Source organism: Sodalis sp. RH20, from assembly GCF_047324205.1.
Classification (GTDB): Bacteria; Pseudomonadota; Gammaproteobacteria; order Enterobacterales; family Enterobacteriaceae; genus Acerihabitans.
In genome coordinates this window covers 3,652,522-3,669,729 of sequence record NZ_CP178733.1, presented here as the reverse complement: position 1 = coordinate 3,669,729, position 17,208 = coordinate 3,652,522, and the positions used below count along the sequence as shown (strand labels likewise).

Annotated in this window: 16 protein-coding genes; 6 read left to right on the top strand and 10 right to left on the bottom strand. The window is 59.1% G+C overall.

The features are described 5' to 3' along the window. Positions 1 to 13 precede the first annotated feature (13 nt). Together secA and mutT are read left to right on the top strand one after the other, a co-directional pair. Positions 14 to 2,731 (top strand): preprotein translocase subunit SecA, encoded by a 2,718-nt coding sequence (gene secA, locus ACL2XM_RS16915; protein WP_410016408.1) that lies wholly within the window; start codon positions 14 to 16, stop codon positions 2,729 to 2,731. 87 nt (positions 2,732 to 2,818) lie between these two features. Beyond that, the gene (gene mutT, locus ACL2XM_RS16910; protein ID WP_410016624.1) at positions 2,819 to 3,211 is read left to right on the top strand and encodes an 8-oxo-dGTP diphosphatase MutT; all 393 of its coding nucleotides are present in this window, start codon (positions 2,819 to 2,821) and stop codon (positions 3,209 to 3,211) included. A gap of 35 nt (positions 3,212 to 3,246) precedes the next feature. Here the strand turns inward: mutT and yacG are convergent, their stop codons facing one another. The 3 genes from yacG to coaE all read right to left on the bottom strand — a co-directional run bounded on the left by yacG (position 3,247) and on the right by coaE (position 4,898). Next, a complete protein-coding gene (gene yacG / locus ACL2XM_RS16905) occupies positions 3,247 to 3,429 on the bottom strand; it encodes a DNA gyrase inhibitor YacG (protein WP_413733232.1) in 183 nt (60 codons plus the stop codon). A 93-nt stretch (positions 3,430 to 3,522) separates the two neighbouring features. Beyond that, positions 3,523 to 4,278, bottom strand: coding sequence for a cell division protein ZapD (gene zapD, locus ACL2XM_RS16900; protein ID WP_410016407.1), 756 nt, complete (start codon positions 4,276 to 4,278; stop codon positions 3,523 to 3,525). Beyond that, entirely contained in the window at positions 4,275 to 4,898 is a 624-nt protein-coding gene (gene coaE / locus ACL2XM_RS16895) for a dephospho-CoA kinase (RefSeq protein WP_413731278.1), read from the bottom strand. The genes zapD and coaE overlap by 4 nt, the downstream gene beginning before the upstream one ends. A 191-nt stretch (positions 4,899 to 5,089) precedes the next feature. On the opposite strand from coaE, the gene ACL2XM_RS16890 reads away from it, so the two are divergent. Continuing rightward, positions 5,090 to 6,133 carry a GMP reductase gene (locus ACL2XM_RS16890; protein WP_410016405.1) on the top strand — a complete coding sequence of 348 codons (1,044 nt, stop codon included), beginning with the start codon at positions 5,090 to 5,092 and terminating at the stop codon, positions 6,131 to 6,133. A gap of 135 nt (positions 6,134 to 6,268) precedes the next feature. Here ACL2XM_RS16890 and hofC read toward each other — a convergent pair whose 3' ends face one another. The 4 genes from hofC to nadC all read right to left on the bottom strand — a co-directional run bounded on the left by hofC (position 6,269) and on the right by nadC (position 10,241). Continuing rightward, positions 6,269 to 7,474: a protein transport protein HofC gene (gene hofC / locus ACL2XM_RS16885; protein ID WP_413731276.1), complete on the bottom strand. Its 1,206-nt coding sequence runs from the start codon at positions 7,472 to 7,474 to the stop codon at positions 6,269 to 6,271. Beyond that, complete coding sequence (locus ACL2XM_RS16880; protein ID WP_410016403.1) at positions 7,471 to 8,694, bottom strand: ATPase, T2SS/T4P/T4SS family; 1,224 nt, start codon at positions 8,692 to 8,694, stop codon at positions 7,471 to 7,473. Before ACL2XM_RS16880 ends, hofC begins: the two co-directional genes overlap by 4 nt. Positions 8,695 to 8,697: 3 nt before the next feature. After that, positions 8,698 to 9,138, bottom strand: a complete 441-nt coding sequence (ppdD, locus tag ACL2XM_RS16875) for a prepilin peptidase-dependent pilin (protein ID WP_410016402.1) — start codon at positions 9,136 to 9,138, stop codon at positions 8,698 to 8,700. 212 nt (positions 9,139 to 9,350) lie between these two features. Continuing rightward, the gene (nadC, locus tag ACL2XM_RS16870) at positions 9,351 to 10,241 is read right to left on the bottom strand and encodes a carboxylating nicotinate-nucleotide diphosphorylase (protein ID WP_413722145.1); all 891 of its coding nucleotides are present in this window, start codon (positions 10,239 to 10,241) and stop codon (positions 9,351 to 9,353) included. 93 nt (positions 10,242 to 10,334) lie between these two features. On the opposite strand from nadC, the gene ampD reads away from it, so the two are divergent. Next, positions 10,335 to 10,913 (top strand): 1,6-anhydro-N-acetylmuramyl-L-alanine amidase AmpD, encoded by a 579-nt coding sequence (gene ampD / locus ACL2XM_RS16865; RefSeq protein ID WP_413722146.1) that lies wholly within the window; start codon positions 10,335 to 10,337, stop codon positions 10,911 to 10,913. Further along, complete coding sequence (ampE, locus tag ACL2XM_RS16860; RefSeq protein WP_410016399.1) at positions 10,910 to 11,764, top strand: beta-lactamase regulator AmpE; 855 nt, start codon at positions 10,910 to 10,912, stop codon at positions 11,762 to 11,764. Before ampD ends, ampE begins: the two co-directional genes overlap by 4 nt. 39 nt (positions 11,765 to 11,803) lie before the next feature. On the opposite strand, the gene ACL2XM_RS16855 is transcribed toward ampE, so the two are convergent. From ACL2XM_RS16855 to ACL2XM_RS16845, 3 genes are all read right to left on the bottom strand, one after another. Beyond that, positions 11,804 to 12,763, bottom strand: a complete 960-nt coding sequence (locus ACL2XM_RS16855; protein ID WP_410016398.1) for a family 43 glycosylhydrolase — start codon at positions 12,761 to 12,763, stop codon at positions 11,804 to 11,806. Positions 12,764 to 12,790: 27 nt separating this feature from the next. Then, positions 12,791 to 14,194, bottom strand: a complete 1,404-nt coding sequence (locus ACL2XM_RS16850) for a glycoside-pentoside-hexuronide (GPH):cation symporter (protein ID WP_413731274.1) — start codon at positions 14,192 to 14,194, stop codon at positions 12,791 to 12,793. A 198-nt stretch (positions 14,195 to 14,392) separates the two neighbouring features. Then, positions 14,393 to 15,769: an amino acid permease gene (locus tag ACL2XM_RS16845; RefSeq protein ID WP_410016396.1), complete on the bottom strand. Its 1,377-nt coding sequence runs from the start codon at positions 15,767 to 15,769 to the stop codon at positions 14,393 to 14,395. 580 nt (positions 15,770 to 16,349) lie between these two features. Between ACL2XM_RS16845 and pdhR the strand changes: the two genes are divergently transcribed. Further along, entirely contained in the window at positions 16,350 to 17,114 is a 765-nt protein-coding gene (gene pdhR / locus ACL2XM_RS16840; RefSeq protein WP_162363949.1) for a pyruvate dehydrogenase complex transcriptional repressor PdhR, read from the top strand. Positions 17,115 to 17,208 lie beyond the last annotated feature (94 nt).

Below are 17,208 nucleotides of genomic sequence, written 5' to 3'. Positions count from 1 at the left end.
GATTTAAATAATTATGTTATCTAAACTGCTTACAAAAGTTTTTGGTAGTCGCAACGATCGTACCCTGCGTCGCATGAGCAAAACCGTTGAACTGATTAACCGGATGGAGCCGGAGCTGGAAAAGCTGAGCGACGCGCAGCTGGCCGCCAAGACCGTGGAGTTCCGCGCCCGTCTTGAGAAGGGCGAAAGCGTCGACAGCTTACTGCCGGAATCCTTTGCCGTGGTGCGCGAGGCCAGTAAACGCGTCTTCGGCATGCGCCACTTCGATGTCCAGCTACAGGGCGGCATGGTGCTTAACGACCGCTGCATCGCGGAAATGCGCACCGGTGAAGGTAAAACGCTGACCGCCACCCTGCCGGCGTACCTGAACGCCCTGAGCGGCAGGGGCGTCCATGTGGTCACGGTCAATGACTACCTGGCCCAGCGCGATGCCGAAAACAACCGTCCGCTGTTTGAATTCCTCGGGCTGACCGTCGGCATCAACCTGCCGAATATGCCGGCTCCGGCCAAACGCGCCGCCTATGCCGCCGATATTACCTATGGCACCAATAACGAATACGGTTTCGATTACCTGCGCGACAACATGGCGTTCAGTCCGGAAGAGCGCGTACAGCGCAAACTGCACTACGCGCTGGTGGATGAGGTCGACTCCATCCTTATCGATGAAGCCCGTACGCCGCTGATTATCTCAGGCCCGGCGGAAGACAGCTCCGAAATGTATATCCGGGTGGATAAACTCATTCCCCACCTGATCCGCCAGGATAAAGAAGACTCCGACTCGTTCCAGGGCGAGGGGCATTTTTCGGTGGATGAAAAATCACGCCAGGTCAATCTCACCGAGCGCGGCCTGGTGCTGATTGAAGAACTGATGGTCCAGGCCGGTATTATGGAAGAGGGCGAGTCGCTCTATTCCCCGGCCAATATCATGCTGATGCATCACGTCACCGCCGCGCTGCGCGCCCACGTGCTGTTCTCGCGCGATGTGGACTATATCGTCAAGGACGGCGAGGTGATCATCGTCGACGAACATACCGGCCGCACCATGCCGGGACGCCGCTGGTCCGACGGGCTGCACCAGGCGGTGGAGGCCAAGGAGCATGTGGCGATCCAGAACGAAAACCAGACGCTGGCCTCCATCACGTTCCAGAATTACTTCCGCCTGTATGAAAAACTGGCCGGCATGACCGGTACCGCCGATACCGAGGCCTTTGAATTCAGCTCGATCTATAAGCTCGATACTATCGTGGTGCCGACCAACCGGCCGATGATCCGCAAGGATTTACCGGATCTGGTCTATATGACCGAAAAAGAAAAGATCGACGCCATCATCGATGATATCAAGGCCTGCTCCGCCAAAGGGCAGCCGGTGCTGGTGGGGACCATTTCCATCGAAAAATCCGAAGTGGTGTCGCGCGAGCTGGAAAAAGCCGGCATCGAGCATAAGGTGCTGAACGCTAAATTCCATGCCATGGAAGCGGATATCGTGGCCCAGGCCGGTTCGCCCTTTGCCGTGACCATCGCCACCAACATGGCCGGTCGCGGTACGGATATCGTGCTCGGCGGCAGCTGGCAGGCGGAGATTTCCCACCTGGAGAACCCGAGCGAAGAGGACATCGCCGCAATCAAAGCCGCCTGGCAGATTCGCCACGACGCGGTGCTGGCCTCCGGCGGCCTGCATATCATCGGTACCGAACGCCATGAATCGCGCCGTATCGATAACCAGCTGCGCGGCCGTTCCGGCCGTCAGGGCGACGCCGGCTCCTCGCGTTTCTACCTGTCGATGGAAGATGCCCTGATGCGTATCTTCGCGTCCGACCGCGTCACCGGCATGATGCGCAAGCTGGGCATGAAACCGGGCGAGGCCATCGAGCATCCTTGGGTGACCAAGGCTATCGCCAATGCGCAGCGCAAGGTGGAAAGCCGCAACTTCGACATCCGTAAACAGCTGCTGGAATACGATGACGTCGCCAACGACCAGCGCCGGGCTATCTATAGCCAGCGCAACGAACTGCTGGATGTGGCCGATATCAGCGAGACCATTATCAGCATCCGCGAGGACGTGCTGAAAACCGTGCTCGACAATCATATCCCGCCGCAGTCCCTGGAAGAAATGTGGGACGTGCCGGGACTGGAAAAACGGCTGAAGGACGATTTCGATCTGGATATGCCGATTGCGGAATGGCTGGATAAAGAGCCCGGCCTGCACGAGGAAACCCTGCGCGAGCGCATCCTGGAACAAACGCTGGAACAGTATAAGCGTAAAGAGGAGGTGGTCGGCACCGAGATGATGCGCAGCTTTGAAAAAGGCGTGATGCTGCAAACGCTTGATTCCTTATGGAAAGAACATCTGGCTGCGATGGACTATCTGCGCCAGGGTATCCATCTGCGTGGTTACGCCCAGAAAGATCCCAAGCAGGAATACAAGCGTGAATCTTTCGCCATGTTTGCCGCCATGCTGGAATCGCTGAAATATGAAGTCATCAGCACCCTGAGCAAGGTCCAGGTGCGCATGCCCGAGGAAGTGGAAGCCCTGGAGCAGCAGCGTCGTGAAGAGGCGGAGCGCCTGGCGCGCCAGCAGCAGCTTAGCCACCAGCCCGAGCCGATGCTTGCCGACGTGGGTGCCTTGGCCAACACGCCGGTGCATGAGGGACGCAAGGTCGGGCGCAACGATCCGTGCCCCTGCGGTTCCGGTAAAAAATATAAGCAATGCCACGGCAAATTACAGCAATAATATAATAGTGATAGGCTAGGGACGCTGTCGCCTTAGGGTGACGGCGTTGAGCCGTGCTGAGATGATTTTATCGGAGTACCTGTGACAATAACTATTCGCACCATTGCCGTAGGCATTATCCGTAATGCGCAACAGCAGATCTTTATCGCCCAGCGGCCGGCGGACTCGCATATGGGCGGTTTCTGGGAATTCCCCGGCGGCAAAATGGAAGAGGGCGAAACCCCCGAGCAGGCGTTAAAACGGGAACTGCTGGAAGAGACCGGCATCAGGGTCGAACGGGCCGAACTGCTGGCCACCAGCCAGCACCAGTTTGCCGATCGGGATATGGCCTTCTATTTTTTCCTGGTCGAGGACTGGCAAGGCACGCCGTACGGCAAAGAGGGACAGCCGGTGCGCTGGTGCCCCCAGGCGGAACTGCGGGCCGATGAATTCCCGCCCGCCAATGCGTCAATCATCCGCCAGCTTATCGCCGCGACCTGACCTGCATCCGGCCCCGCCCCGGGGCCATATCACTTTCAGCGCTGATCTTCGCTCCAGTCTTCGCTATCGGTAAGCTGCGTATCGCTGGGGATAATTTTTTCCTCATCGGCCCACTCGCCGAGATCAATCAGCTGGCAGCGTTTACTGCAAAAAGGCCGGAACTTGCTCTGCGCAGTCCACTCAACGTCCGCGCCGCAGGTGGGGCAGTTTACTACCATGATATCGTCACTCAATGTTAACTCCTGAAACCTTGCAAATCGGGTCGGCTGTCACGCCAACCGGTGCTCGACCCGTTATCTTAACGCAATTGATCAACAGCAGGCCAATTCAAAGGACAAACGGTTCGGCACCACGCCGTTTTCGCTGTCCAGGGATAAGAACCGGATGGCGTAGCGGGTTTTATGGCCGGAAACCTGCGGGTAAAGCTGGGACACCAGCGGGATGCGCATACGCAGCAAATCGGCGTCCTCGGCGTTATCCTGGAAAAAGCCGTTCAGGCTGATCTGGTTTTTAAAGGGTTCCGAATGCCGGACCAAATCCAGCGTAATGGTTAATGCGCTGTGCAGCGGGTCAAATGTTTTCAGCCACAGATTCACCTGCTGATCGCGCACGGTCTGCGGCAGATGAAGCCAGATATGCAGGCCGGGCAAATCAAAGCTGCAGCAGCCGCCGGGAATGGACAGGCGCTGGCGCACCGAGCCGATTAAACGGTCCTCGCGTACCGCCTGTCCCAGGCGCGGCGCGGCCATCAATACTGCGGCGCACTGTTTGAGTTCGCTGCGCAGCGCCCTGACGCGCTCACTGTCGACGCCGGGCACGCCGTCCCACTGCAGCATTTTCTGCTGCTGGCGGTCCAGTTCCTTGAGCATTTCAGTGCGTACATCGCCACGCTCAAGCACATCCAGCAAATCGGAGACGCTGCGAAAAAACGGCAACGCGCTTGAGATGTCAGTCAACGTCGGATAGTTATACAGTTGCTGCAGTAAAAATTCCAAACGCAGCCAGGTGCGCATTTTTTCATTTAACGGATGCTCAAACAGCACCGTGGTCGAGTAGACGTCACTCATTTTAATTCATCCTGTCGGGTTGCTGATGCCGCAAGCTGAAGGTAACGGCGGTGCAGTTTTGCCACCTCGGCCGTTAGCGCTTCGGGACGCCCGCTATTATCTATAATATCGTCGGCACAGGCCAGACGCTGTTGGCGTGAAACCTGCGCGGCAAGAATGCTTTTGACCTGGTCGGGGCTGATGCCGTCGCGGCTTAGGGTGCGGGCAATCTGGATCTCTGTCGGCACATCGACCACCAGTACCCGGTCCGCCTGGGACTGCAATTGGTTTTCAATTAACAGCGGCACCACCCATAATACGTAATGTCCATCGGCGCGGGCCAGTTGTTGCCGGGTTTCTTGTTGGATAAGCGGATGCAGCAAACGGTTAAGCCAGTCCTTGTCGGCGGGTGAACTGAACACGCGCTGGCGCAGCAATGCGCGGTCAAGTCGTCCGTCGGGCAGCAGGATCCTGGCGCCAAAACGGGCCTGTATGGCACGCAGCGCGTCGCTGCCCGGTTCTACAACCTGGCGGGCGATAACATCGGCGTCGACAATCGTGGCACCCAGTGCGGCGAAGGCATTGGCCACGGTACTTTTGCCACTGCCGATTCCCCCTGTTAATGCAACAATATAACGCATACAGTCTACTGACTCCTTACTGTATTCCTTTCTGCCCGTTTGCAGGTAAATTGCTACGATTGTAGCGTATATCGGGCGGTTTTCGCAGTCTTGCCGTAAGAATAATCCGGCGTATGATACCGTCACTGGAATTGGCATTCTGTACCCGAAACTTATAAGCGACCCGTCGCCATTGACCAGGAAAAACCGTTATGCGTATTGAAGAAGATATCAAGTTAGGTTTTAAAGACGTCTTGATCCGCCCCAAGCGTTCTACCCTCAAGAGCCGCTCCGACGTCGAACTGCAGCGTGACTTTACCTTTAAGCACCCCGGGTGCTCCTGGTCGGGCGTGCCCATCATCGCCGCCAATATGGACACCGTCGGCACCTTTCGCATGGCGGAAGCCCTGGCATCCTTTGATGTCGTGACCGCGGTGCATAAACATTATAGCGTGGAGCAATGGCGCGCTTTTGTTGCGCGGGCCCCTGAATCGGTATTGCGGCATGTCATGGTCTCGACCGGCACCTCGGAAGCGGACTTCGTGAAAATGAAGCATATCCTGGCCCTGTCGCCGTTATTGACCTTTATCTGCATCGACGTGGCGAACGGCTATTCCGAGCATTTCGTTAATTTTGTGCAAAAAGCGCGCGCGGCCTGTCCCAATAATGTCATCTGCGCCGGCAACGTGGTCACCGGTGAAATGGTGGAGGAATTGATCCTGTCTGGCGCCGATATCGTCAAGGTGGGTATAGGACCGGGCTCGGTATGCACCACCCGCGTCAAGACCGGCGTAGGGTACCCGCAATTGTCGGCGGTGATTGAATGCGCGGACGCCGCCCATGGCTTAAGCGGCCAGATTGTCAGCGACGGCGGCTGCTCGGTGCCGGGCGACGTGGCGAAAGCCTTCGGCGGCGGGGCGGACTTTGTCATGCTGGGCGGCATGCTGGCCGGCCATGACGAATGCGAGGGCACGCTGGTGGAGGAAAACGGCGAAAAATTCATGCTGTTTTACGGCATGAGCTCCGAGTCGGCCATGAACCGCCATGTGGGCGGCGTGGCGCAGTACCGGGCGGCGGAAGGTAAAACCGTCAAGCTGCCGCTGCGCGGGCCGGTCGAACACTCCATACGCGATATCCTGGGCGGATTGCGCTCGGCCTGTACCTATGTCGGCGCGTCCCGCTTGAAAGAACTGACCAAACGCACCACCTTTATCCGCGTGGCCGAGCAGGAAAACCAGGTGTTTACCCAGCTGTAGCCTGTTGCGGTCCTATAGATGGCTATCATGCGAATGATAGCCATCCTGCGGCCCCACGCCTTAAGTCTGCATCCGCCTGCCTCAGATCCGGTCCGGCGTGTTCCTGCGTATTACCATCCCATCACCGGGACGGCGTCAGCCGTGGCCAAACAGATCGCCCATTTGCAGCAGCGGCAGATAAAGCGCCATCACCAGCGCGCACACCAGAGCGCCCATGATCAACAGCAGCAGGGGTTCGGCCAGCTGCGCCAGCGCGTCGGCGCGCCGTTGCGCCTGTTCCTCATGCATGCTGGCCAGCCGGCGGAATACCTCGTCCAGCGTGCCGGAAAACTCGCCGGTCTTGATAAGCTGGTGGCAATGGCGCGGGAACAGGCGATGGCGATAAAATGCCTGATGCAGCGCATATCCCCGCTGGATATGCCGCCGTAATTGCAGCGCCGCCTCGCGGTACAAGGGATGGCCGAGGGTGCGCGCGGCAATCTCCAGGCCATTATCCAGCGGCACGCCGGCCGGATGGGTCATGGCCAATGTCTGGAACAACTGGTAGAGCGCGTGATGACGCAGCAGCGTCCCCACCGCGGGCAAATATAACACCCCCGCCTGGAGGCGCCGCCGCCATCGGTCATGGTAATGGCAGAACCGCCGGTAAACCAGGGACAGCAGCGCTACCCCGGCAAGCAATGCCGGCGCATGCTCTTCCACGCCTGCCGCCGCGGCCAGCAGGCAGCGGGTCGGCCAGGGCAGGGGCAGATTGATGGCGGCATAGAGCCGGGAGAATTCCGGCAGAATCCATGCCAGGAGCAACCCCATGACCATCGTTGCCATCAGCAGGATAAACGCCGGATAGCGCAGCGCGCCCGTCACTTTTTTTGTTAACCTGCCGAGCCGTTCCTCATGGTCGGCGAGCGCCAGGCAGCAGCGATCCAGCCGGCCGGTCAGCTCGCCGAGCGCCATCATGGCGCAATAAACCGGTGGGAAGACCTGGGGAAAGTCGGCCAGGGCCTGGGACAGGGTGTGGCCCTGCTCGATCTTTTCGCCCAGCAGGCGCAGCAGGCACCGCCAGCCGGCGCGCGGGTGATCTTCCGCCAGCAGCTCCAGACTCTCGCGCAGCGGCAGCCCCGCGCCGAGCAGCGTCGCCAATTGGGCGGTCAGCGCGGCAAGCTGATGCCTGCGCCAATAGCCGGCCCCCAGATAGCCGGCGGTACGCAGGTGAAACGGTTGCAGATCCCGGCGGATCAACTGCCGGCGCGCCGAGGTTTTATCCCGCCCGAGGATCTGCCCGGCACAGGCTTCCCCGGCGGAGGTAACGCCGCGCCAGGAGTAAAGCCAGAAGCCGGTCATGCCGGTTCACCCAGTACCCGCGCCAGCTCATCAAGGGAGGTCACTCCCCGCGCCGCCAATACCAGGCCCGCGCGCCAAAGTCCCGAGGGACCTGGCCGGCCTTTGCGGTTGAACGCCGCGTCGTTCATGGCGCGCCCTGCCGCCTGTGCGGCATTGCATGGGCCGCTTTGGCGACTTTCCCCGGGGTACGCACCGTCATGGGGGGAGGGCTGCGCCGGCAACAAATGAAAAATGCCGCGCCGGCCGGCATAACCCTGGTGGCACTGTTCGCAACCCACGGCATGCCATTGACGGCGAGGCGCCCAGCCCGGCGGCAGCCGCAGCGCCGTTTGTTCCGGCGCGCCTGCCTCGCGGCGGCATAGCGGGCAGAGCTGCCTGACCAGCCGCTGCGCCATCACCAGCAGCAGGGCGGAGCGCGCCAGCTCGGCGTCCAGCCCGAACTGGCTAAGACGGGCCACGGCATCCGCGGCGGAGCGGGTATGCAGGGTTGCCAGTACCAAATGACCGGTCTGGGCGGCGTTAACCGCCATGGCGGCGGTCGCGCGATCGCGGATTTCACCCACCATGACCACATCGGGATCCTGGCGGAGCAGGGCGCGCAGCAACGCCGGAAAATCCAGCCTGGCCTTGGCGTTGACCTGGCATTGGGTCATGCCCGGCAGCGACATTTCCACCGGATCCTCCACGCTGCAAATATTCAGCCTGTCGCGCGCCAGGGTATTCAGCGCGCTGTAAAGCGTCATGGTTTTACCGCTGCCGGTCGGCCCCGTGAGCAGAATCAATCCCTGGGGACGGTGCAGCAGGCGCAGGAACCGCCGGCGCAGGGCCGCCGGCATGCCCAGTCGCTCCAGGGCGAGATCTTCCGGCGCCCCGCGCAACAGACGCAGCACCAGCTTCTCGCCGCGCAGCGTCGGCAGTGTGGAGAGCCGGCACGAGCAGTGCCTGTCAGGCGGTCCGAAGACAAATTGCCCGTCCTGGGGCAGGCGCCGCTCGGCGATATCCAGCCGGGCCATCATCTTTAAGCACACCAGCAGGCGCGCAGCAAGTATTGGCATGCAATGGGCGCTTTCCCGCAGCAGGCCGTCTACGCGCAACCGGATGCGATACTCGGCCGCGCCCGTGGGTTCGATATGGATATCCGACGCCTTGAGCGCTTGTGCCTGGTTGAGCAGCGCGTCGATATAATCCCGCAGCGCCGTGTCATCGTAGGTTGCCGTCACCCGCTACTCCTCCGCGCCATCCATGTGAAACAGCGCCTGGCAAGGCCCGAGCAGATGCCGGGCGTTCTCCATGGCGCGGCAGTCGCTGCCCCAGCGCAGCCCGTCGCCGTGCCGTTTGGGCGTCAAGGCCAGGGTCAGGCCCTTCAGCGCCTGTCTGCCGGTCAGGCTGATGACGCCGTCCTGCACCGTGACCCGGTCGACATAACGCGAGGCCATGCCCTCGGGTATGCCGTCCTGGCCCGCCTGGCACTCCCGGACCTCGCCGCGCTGCAACGCGCACAGCTCCACCGCCGATTTATAGGGGGCCAGCATCTGCAGCATATCCGTCATGGCGGCTTTATCCAGATAGCGCTGGTAGCCGGGCAGGCCGATAGCGCTGAGCATGGCGATAATGGCGATTACCACCATTAATTCCACCAAGGTAAATCCCTGTTGATTAAACATGCGTTTCCCTCGCAGCCGATCCTGCCCCGACCTTACCGGCAACGCCTTCGGCCGGCCAGCGGCGGGTCGCCATACGGGATAAAGGTTGGCAAAAAAAACGCGATGAGTGACCTGAGGTTTAGGAATTTTGCGTAGGATGCCGCAAAATTAAGGATAAGGAGGGGGGAAAGGCCTTCGGAGATGACCGAAGGCCTGTGGTATGGGATGCCCGGCTACTGGAACCGCATCGACAAGTCCAGCGCGCGGATATGTTTGGTCAGCGCGCCCACGGAGATATAGTCCACCCCGGTTTGGGCAAATTCACGGAGCGTGTCCAGCGTGACATTGCCCGAGACTTCCAGCAGGGCGCGCTTTTGTGTGGCCGCCACCGCCCGCTGCATATCGGCCGGCGTAAAATTATCCAGCATGATGATATCGGCGCCGGCGTCCAGCGCCTGGCGCAGCTCGTCCAGGGTTTCCACTTCCACCTCCACCGGCACATCGTCGCGCAGGGCCAGTGCGTTGGCCACCGCGTTGGCGATAGAGCCGGCGGCGATGATATGGTTTTCCTTGATCAGGAAGGCGTCCGCCAGCCCCAGGCGGTGATTGCCGCCGCCGCCGCACAGCACGGCGTATTTCAGCGCGGTGCGCAGGCCGGGCAGCGTCTTGCGGGTATCGAGCAGTTGGGTCCCGGTGCCGGCCAGAAGATCAACGTAACGTTTGACCTCGCTGGCCACCCCGGACAGCGTCTGCACAAAATTCAGCGCGGTGCGCTCGCCGGTGAGCAGCAGATGCGCGGGGCCGCTTAAACGGCACAGCGGCTGGTTGACGCGGATCGCATCGCCGTCCTGTACCTGCCACGCGACGGAAACACCGCCGCCGAGCTGGGCAAAGACTTCCTCAAGCCAGCGCTGGCCGCAGAAAATACCGTTTTCCCGGGTGATGATAACCGCGCTGGCCTCGCTCTCCTGCCCAAGCAAACGGGCGGTGATATCGGCTTTGGCGTCGGTGGTGCCGCCCAGGTCTTCGCGCAGGGCCTGGGTGACGGATAAGGGGATATCATGCTGAATACGCTCAAGCAATTCGGCCCGGCGGCGTTCGACGTTATAACGGCGTGTCGGCATAAAAAACTCCGAAATAGCGGATAAAGGGAATCGGAGAAACATGCTACTCTGTTGCTGGGATAAGTACCACCGCCGGTCTGCGCGAGGTGAATAATGCGGTTGGAAAATGGCTGGGTGCCGGGGGTCAGGCACGTGTTGTCGCCGCATTGCGATGAGCGGCCCGCGCACGAGGCGCCATCGCTATTGGTCGTGCATAATATCAGCCTGCCGCCGGGCCGCTTCGGCGGCGGGGATATCGACCGGCTCTTTACCGGCACGCTCGATCCCGCGGCGCATCCCTTTTTCCGCCAGGTTTATCAGTTGCGGGTTTCCGCGCACTGCCTGATTCGCCGCGACGGCGAAATTGTCCAGTACGTGCCGTTTGATAAACGCGCCTGGCATGCGGGCGTATCGACGTTCGACGGCCGGGAACGCTGCAATGATTTTTCCATTGGTATCGAGCTTGAAGGCACCGATAATATCCCTTACACCGACGCGCAGTACCACCGGCTGGCCGCGCTGACCGCCTTGTTGATGCGGCATTATCCGATTACGCCGGCGCGCATTACCGGCCATAGCGCTATCGCCCCGGCGCGTAAAACCGATCCCGGGCCGTCGTTTCGGTGGCAACATTACCTGCGGCTGGTTGCTGCGCGCTGCGGGGACATAAAGAAGGAGAGTCAGGGTTCATGACGCTGTTTACGCTACTATTGGTCTTGGCCTGGGAACGCCTGTTCAAGCAGGGCGAGCACTGGCAGCTGGATCACCATCTGGAACGGGTGTTTGTCCGCATCCGTCATGCCTCCCTGGCCCTGACCGTTTTAATGGCCCTGGGCTGGATGATTATCGTGGCGCTGTGCCTGCGGCTGCTGGCTAACTGGTTTTTTGGCGTGCCGTTGCTGGTGTTGTGGATCATCATTTCCCTGTTATGCATCGGCGCCGGCGGCATCCGTAAGCACTATCGGGCCTATTTGCGGGCCGCGGCCGCCAGCGACGGCCACGCCTGCGACGCCATGAGCGAAGAACTGGCCCTGATCCACGGCCTGCCGGTGGATTGCGATAAAGAGGAGCGTCTGCGCGAACTGCAGAACGCCCTGTTGTGGATAAACTTCCGTTTTTACCTGGCGCCGCTGTTCTGGCTGGTGGTCGGCGGCCCGTACGGTCCGGTGGCGCTGGCCGGCTATGCTTTCCTGCGCGCGTACCAAACCTGGATGGCGCGCCGCTCCACGCCACTCAAGCGCGCGCGTTCCGGCATCGATATGCTGTTGCACTGGCTGGACTGGATTCCGGTGCGTCTGGCGGGGGTGGCCTACGCGCTGCTGGGACACGGTGAAAAAGCGCTGCCCGCATGGTTTGCGTCCCTGGCGGATGTGCATACCGGCCAATATCAGGTATTAACCCGGCTGGCACAGTTCTCGCTGGCGCGGGAACCGCATCTGGACGACGTGCTGACGCCGCGCGCGGCGGTATCGCTGGCGAAAAAAATCACCCAGGTGATTGTGGTGGTGGTGGCGCTGCTGACCATCTACGGCGCGCTGGTTTAACGCCGTCAGCGCCACCGCCCGGCGTGGTTATCCGCCCGGCTAACCCGCGGTGTCCGCCGGTGGTTCGCCAAAGCGGGGCATGCCGTCCTCATCCCAGTCAAAGGCTTTAACCCGGGTATGCCGGTTGGGGTCGTACAACGGATCGCCGGTAATTTCCGTATACGGGCGGGCGTGATAGACCAGCACATCCTCGCCCCGTTCCCCAATGGTAAAGCTGTTATGGCCCGGCCCGAACTGCCGGTGTCGCCTATGGGTGCGGAACACCGGCTGCGGCAGCTTATGCCACTGCGCCGGGTCGGTAATATCGGCGTCGGCGTCGGCCCACAGCAAACCGATACAATAATTCTCGTCGGTGGCGCTGGCCGAATAGGTAATAAACAGCCGTCGCCCGTGGCGGATAAACGCCGGCCCCTCGTTAACCCAAAAACCGATGGTTTCCCACGGCAGTTCAGGACGACTAATCATCACCGGCGCGGTGTTAAGCGAGGTGGGCGTCGCCAGTTCGGCCAGGTAAAGATTGGAGTTGCCCCGAATAGCCGGATCTTTCTGCGCCCACAGGTAATAATGCTTGTCCCGGTGGACAAAATGCGTCGCATCCAGCGAAAAGGTATCGAGCGGCGTTATGATGCGGCCTTTTTCACGCCATCGCCCGGTTAATGGATTGTCATCGGCGCACTCCAGCGCAAACATACGATGCTGGAACAGCCCGTCGACAATGTCAGGCGTTTTGGCGGCGGCAAAATAAATAATCCATTTCCCGTCGATAACATGCAGTTCAGGCGCCCAGATCAGCGCGCTCATTTCGCCGGTGGCCGGCTTGCGCCATATCACCGCCGGCTCGGCCCGCGCCAGGCCGGCAAGCGTGGTCGCGCGGCGGATCTCCAGCCGGTCGTATTCCGGCACCGAGGCGATAAAATAGTAGTACCCGTCGTGATGGCGGTAGATAAAGGGGTCGGCGCGCTGCTCTATCAGTGGGTTCGGCCAATGTCCTTCGGTCATGATAGCGTCTCCTGTTTATTCTGCGGTTTACGGATGTTTGGTTTCCAGCAGGGAGTCCTCGCGCCAGGCGCCCAGTTCATGATAATTCTCCCGGCGTTTTTCCAGCTCGTCCTGGATTTGCCGCATCAGCCGCCGATCCACTTTCAGCAGCCTGACCACGCCCGCGGTGATAAGGTAACCGACGCCCGGGATCACGGTAAACAGCAGCACGATGCCCTGGACGGCGCCGGGACTTTGCGTGATGGCGTCACCGCGATAGCCATAGGCGGACAGGATAAAACCGACAAAGGCGCCGGCCACCGCCAGTCCGACCTTCAGGAAAAACAAATTACCGGAAAAGCTGATGCCGGTAATGCGTTTGCCGGTTTTCCACTCGCCGTAGTCATCGACGTCCGCCATGAGCGACCAGTGCAGCGGCGAGGGGATCTGGTGCAGGATATTGAGCAGGAAATACATCACCAGGATAAGCGTGGTCAGATGCGGATTAAGGAAATAGAAACCGCAGGAAAACAGCGCCAGGATAATATTGGTCCAGAAAAATACCTTCAGCTTGCAAAAGCGGTCGGTCAACGGTTTGGCCAGCCAACTGCCGATCATCATGCCCACGACCCCCAGGCTGATAAACATACTGGCGAACCCGGAGGTTTTATCCATGGCATAGGTCACGTAGTACATGGTGGCCGCCATGCGGATAAAACCGGGACAAACGTTAAAGAAGGTCAGCAGCAGAATGCGTACCCATTGGTCGTTTTTCCAGATATCGCGCAGATCGGCCTTCAGCGCGTCATGGGTCGGGATCGCCGGTTTAACGCGTTCGCGCACGGTGGCGAAACAGAATAAAAACATCAGGCAACCGATAATCGATAACACCGTCATCGCCCATTGAAACCCCTTGGCCCGGTTGCCGCCGCCAAACCAATCCACCATCGGCAGCAGGGTGAGCGAAATAATCAACGTCGCCACGCCAACCAGGATAAAACGCCAGGACTGGCAGGAGACCCGCTCCTGCGGATCGCTGGAAATCACCCCGCCGAGTGAACAGTAGGGAATATTAATGGCGGTGTAAATCAGCGACATCAGGAAATAGGTGGCGAAGGCATACACTACTTTGGCGCCGTAGCTCCAGTCCGGCGTGGTGTACATTAAAATGCTGAACACCGCGAACGGCACCGACAGCCACAGCAGATAAGGCCGGAACCGGCCCCATTTGGAGCGCGTGCGATCGGCGATGGCGCCCATGATCGGGTCGGTGACCGCGTCGATAATGCGCACCGACAGCAGCAATACGCCCACCAGGGCCGGCGCCAGGCCGAAAACGTCGGTGTAAAAATAGGCCAGGAACATGGTAATGGAACCCCATACCATATTGCAGCCGGCATCTCCCATGCCGAAACCCATTTTTTCCGTTAATGACAAAGCCTGTGTTTTCATGGATCTACTCTCCGTTGTAAACAAGACATGAAGTACAACAGGCAGTATTGGCCTATTCGGCGTGAAAGGATCGGCAGGATCGGGTTGATGAAATGGACAAACGGGTCATAACGGGAAATTTGTGAAGGCGCCGGCATTTTGTCGCGCAGGCCGGCGGAAAGAACTTTGCGCGGCCAGCCAGGCCGCGCAGAAGGCGGCTTAACGGCTCAGTTCGCCGGACGCGCGCTGATTTTTCTGTTTAAAATAAAAGCCGATGCCGAGCAGGCAAAGCCACACCGGGATCAGGTAGACCGAAATTTCCATGCCGGGGGTCATCAGCATCACCACCAGGATCGCCGCCATAAACAGCAGGCACAGATAGTTGCCGAACGGGTACCACAGCGCCTGGAATTTCGTCACCCTGGCCTGGCGGGCCATGGCGCGGCGAAACTTCAGGTGCGCCAGGCTTATCATGCCCCAGTTGATGACCAGGGCGGATACCACCAGCGCCATCAACAGGCCGAAGGCTTTTCCGGGCATCAGATAGTTGATCAGCACGCAAACGGCGGTCGCCAGGGCCGACACGCCGATCGCCATGACCGGTACGCCACGACGATCGACCGCCGCCAGCAGCCTTGGGCCGTTGCCCTGGCGCGCCAGGCCGTACAGCATACGGCTGTTGCTGTAGACGCAGCTGTTGTATACCGATAGCGCAGCGGTCAGCACCACCAGGTTAAGGATGGTCGCCACCCAGTCGCTGTTGAGCGCATGGAAAATCAGCACAAAGGGACTGCCGCCTTCCACCACTTTGCTCCAGGGATACAACGACAGCAGAATAGCCAGCGAGCCGATATAAAACAGCAGGATGCGATAGATGACCTGGTTGGTGGCTTTGGGTATGCTTTGCTCCGGGTTATCGGCTTCGGCGGCGGTAATGCCCACCAGCTCCAGGCCGCCGAACGAAAACATGATCACCGCCATCGCCATAATCAGGCCGCTGACGCCATTGGGGAAGAACCCGCCCTGGGCCCAGAGGTTGGTCACGCTGGCGTCCGGGCCGCCGTGGCCGCTTATCAGCAACCAGGCGCCAAACACAATCATCGCGATAATGGCGACGACTTTGATAATGGCAAACCAAAATTCCATCTCGCCGTACACCTTGACGTTGGCGAGGTTGATGACGTTAATGACGATAAAAAATAGTGCCGCTGAGATCCAGGTCGGCAGGCCCGGCCACCAGTAATTCATATAAATGCCCACGGCGGTCAGTTCCGCCATGGCGACCAGTACGTACAGCACCCAGTAATTCCAGCCGGAAGCAAAGCCGGCAAAATCGCCCCAGTATTTATAGGCAAAATGGCTGAACGAACCGGCTACCGGTTCCTCGACCACCATTTCCCCTAATTGACGCATAATGAGAAAGGCGATAAAGCCGCCGATGGCATAGCCCAGGATCACCGACGGACCGGCCATTTTAATCGTTTGGGCAATCCCCAGGAACAAGCCCGTGCCGATCGCGCCACCTAAGGCAATAAGCTGAATATGGCGGTTTTTTAGCCCGCGTTTCAGCGTCTCTCCGCGCTGTTTACCATCCATCGAAAATCCTCTTTTAGTACGGTCTGCGGACCATCCCAGTGTAAAATTGCGGTCTGTAATCCCTGCATTACGTTTTATGTACGTTATATTTTACGTTAGCCGTCGAGCTATTTTTTGTCGCGGGCTGTCGTTGGCACAAGAATAGTGGTATGCAAAAAAGTTTGCACCTGATTTATGGGGTCGGACGGGAAAATACAAAAACCGCATGATCTGACGCATTTTCCAGGAGAAGCGGTAAAAAACGGATGTTGTAAAAAAAGATGTAGCAACAATGTTATGGTTACACTTTGCCAGGCAATATTTGCTTATTATTTAATCTAAAATATTGGCTCAAACGGTTCAGCTTGGCGGATTGAACGTTGCAAAATGGTTAAATATGTCATTTCTCAAATTCAGTGGATGGAACTGGATAGTTATCAAATTGCAGCACAAGCTTAGTGCAATTGTTTAAATGTGCGGTGTTTCATGATTTAGGTCAAAGCCGTCATGGACAGGAGGTGAATACTTTGTTACTTTAGCGTCACGTTTATGAAATTGGTATTACCAATTGACTCCGCGCCAATCGCAAAGATGATTATAAATGGCCTATAGTAAAATCCGCCAGGCAAAACTTTCGGATGTCATCGAGCAGCAACTGGAATATTTGATTCTGGAAGGGACGTTGCGTCCCGGTGAAAAGCTGCCGCCGGAGCGCGAACTCGCCAAACAGTTCGACGTTTCCCGTCCCTCCCTAAGGGAAGCCATCCAGCGTCTCGAAGGCAAAGGCCTGCTCCTGCGCCGCCAGGGCGGCGGGACATTTGTTCAAAGCAATCTTTGGCAAAGCTTCAGCGACCCACTGGCTGAACTGCTGGCCGAACACCCGGAATCACAATACGATCTGCTGGAAACGCGCCATGCCCTCGAGGGGATTGCCGCTTATTACGCCGCGCTGCGCGGTACGGAAGAGGACCTCGACCGCATTCGCGATTGCCACCAGATTATCCAGCAGGCCCAGGAAAACGGCGATCTCGACGCCGAAGCCGATGCCGTACTGCAGTATCAAATCGCCGTCACCGAAGCCGCCCATAATGCGGTTTTATTGCATTTGGTGCGCTGTATGGGGCCGATGCTGGAAAAAAACGTACGTCAGAATTTTGAATTGCTCTACTCGCGCCGGGAAATGCTGGCGCAGGTGAGCAGTCACCGCGCCGGGATCTTCGCGGCGATAGTGGCACGCGAGCCGGAAAAAGCGCGCGAAGCTTCTCACCGCCATCTGGCGTTTATTGAGGAAATTTTGCTGGACCTCAGTCGGGAACACAGCAGGCGCGAACGATCGCTGCGCCGGCTCCAGCAACGCAAGGACTAAGCCTCCGGCGACGGGAGCTATGCCCTAAATAATTCGAGTTGCAGGAAGGCGGCGACACAGCGAATCCCCGGGAGCTTACTCAAGTAAGCGACCG

Coding starts and splice junctions, on each gene's coding strand:
- secA (WP_410016408.1), top strand. CDS start 14: ATGTTATCTAAACTGCTTACAAAAGTTTTTGGTAGTCGCAACGATCGT.
- yacG (WP_413733232.1), bottom strand. CDS start 3,429: ATGGTAGTAAACTGCCCCACCTGCGGCGCGGACGTTGAGTGGACTGCG.
- zapD (WP_410016407.1), bottom strand. CDS start 4,278: ATGAGTGACGTCTACTCGACCACGGTGCTGTTTGAGCATCCGTTAAAT.
- coaE (WP_413731278.1), bottom strand. CDS start 4,898: ATGCGTTATATTGTTGCATTAACAGGGGGAATCGGCAGTGGCAAAAGT.
- ACL2XM_RS16890 (WP_410016405.1), top strand. CDS start 5,090: ATGCGTATTGAAGAAGATATCAAGTTAGGTTTTAAAGACGTCTTGATC.
- hofC (WP_413731276.1), bottom strand. CDS start 7,474: ATGACCGGCTTCTGGCTTTACTCCTGGCGCGGCGTTACCTCCGCCGGG.
- ppdD (WP_410016402.1), bottom strand. CDS start 9,138: ATGTTTAATCAACAGGGATTTACCTTGGTGGAATTAATGGTGGTAATC.
- nadC (WP_413722145.1), bottom strand. CDS start 10,241: ATGCCGACACGCCGTTATAACGTCGAACGCCGCCGGGCCGAATTGCTT.
- ampD (WP_413722146.1), top strand. CDS start 10,335: ATGCGGTTGGAAAATGGCTGGGTGCCGGGGGTCAGGCACGTGTTGTCG.
- ampE (WP_410016399.1), top strand. CDS start 10,910: ATGACGCTGTTTACGCTACTATTGGTCTTGGCCTGGGAACGCCTGTTC.
- ACL2XM_RS16855 (WP_410016398.1), bottom strand. CDS start 12,763: ATGACCGAAGGACATTGGCCGAACCCACTGATAGAGCAGCGCGCCGAC.
- ACL2XM_RS16850 (WP_413731274.1), bottom strand. CDS start 14,194: ATGAAAACACAGGCTTTGTCATTAACGGAAAAAATGGGTTTCGGCATG.
- ACL2XM_RS16845 (WP_410016396.1), bottom strand. CDS start 15,769: ATGGATGGTAAACAGCGCGGAGAGACGCTGAAACGCGGGCTAAAAAAC.
- pdhR (WP_162363949.1), top strand. CDS start 16,350: ATGGCCTATAGTAAAATCCGCCAGGCAAAACTTTCGGATGTCATCGAG.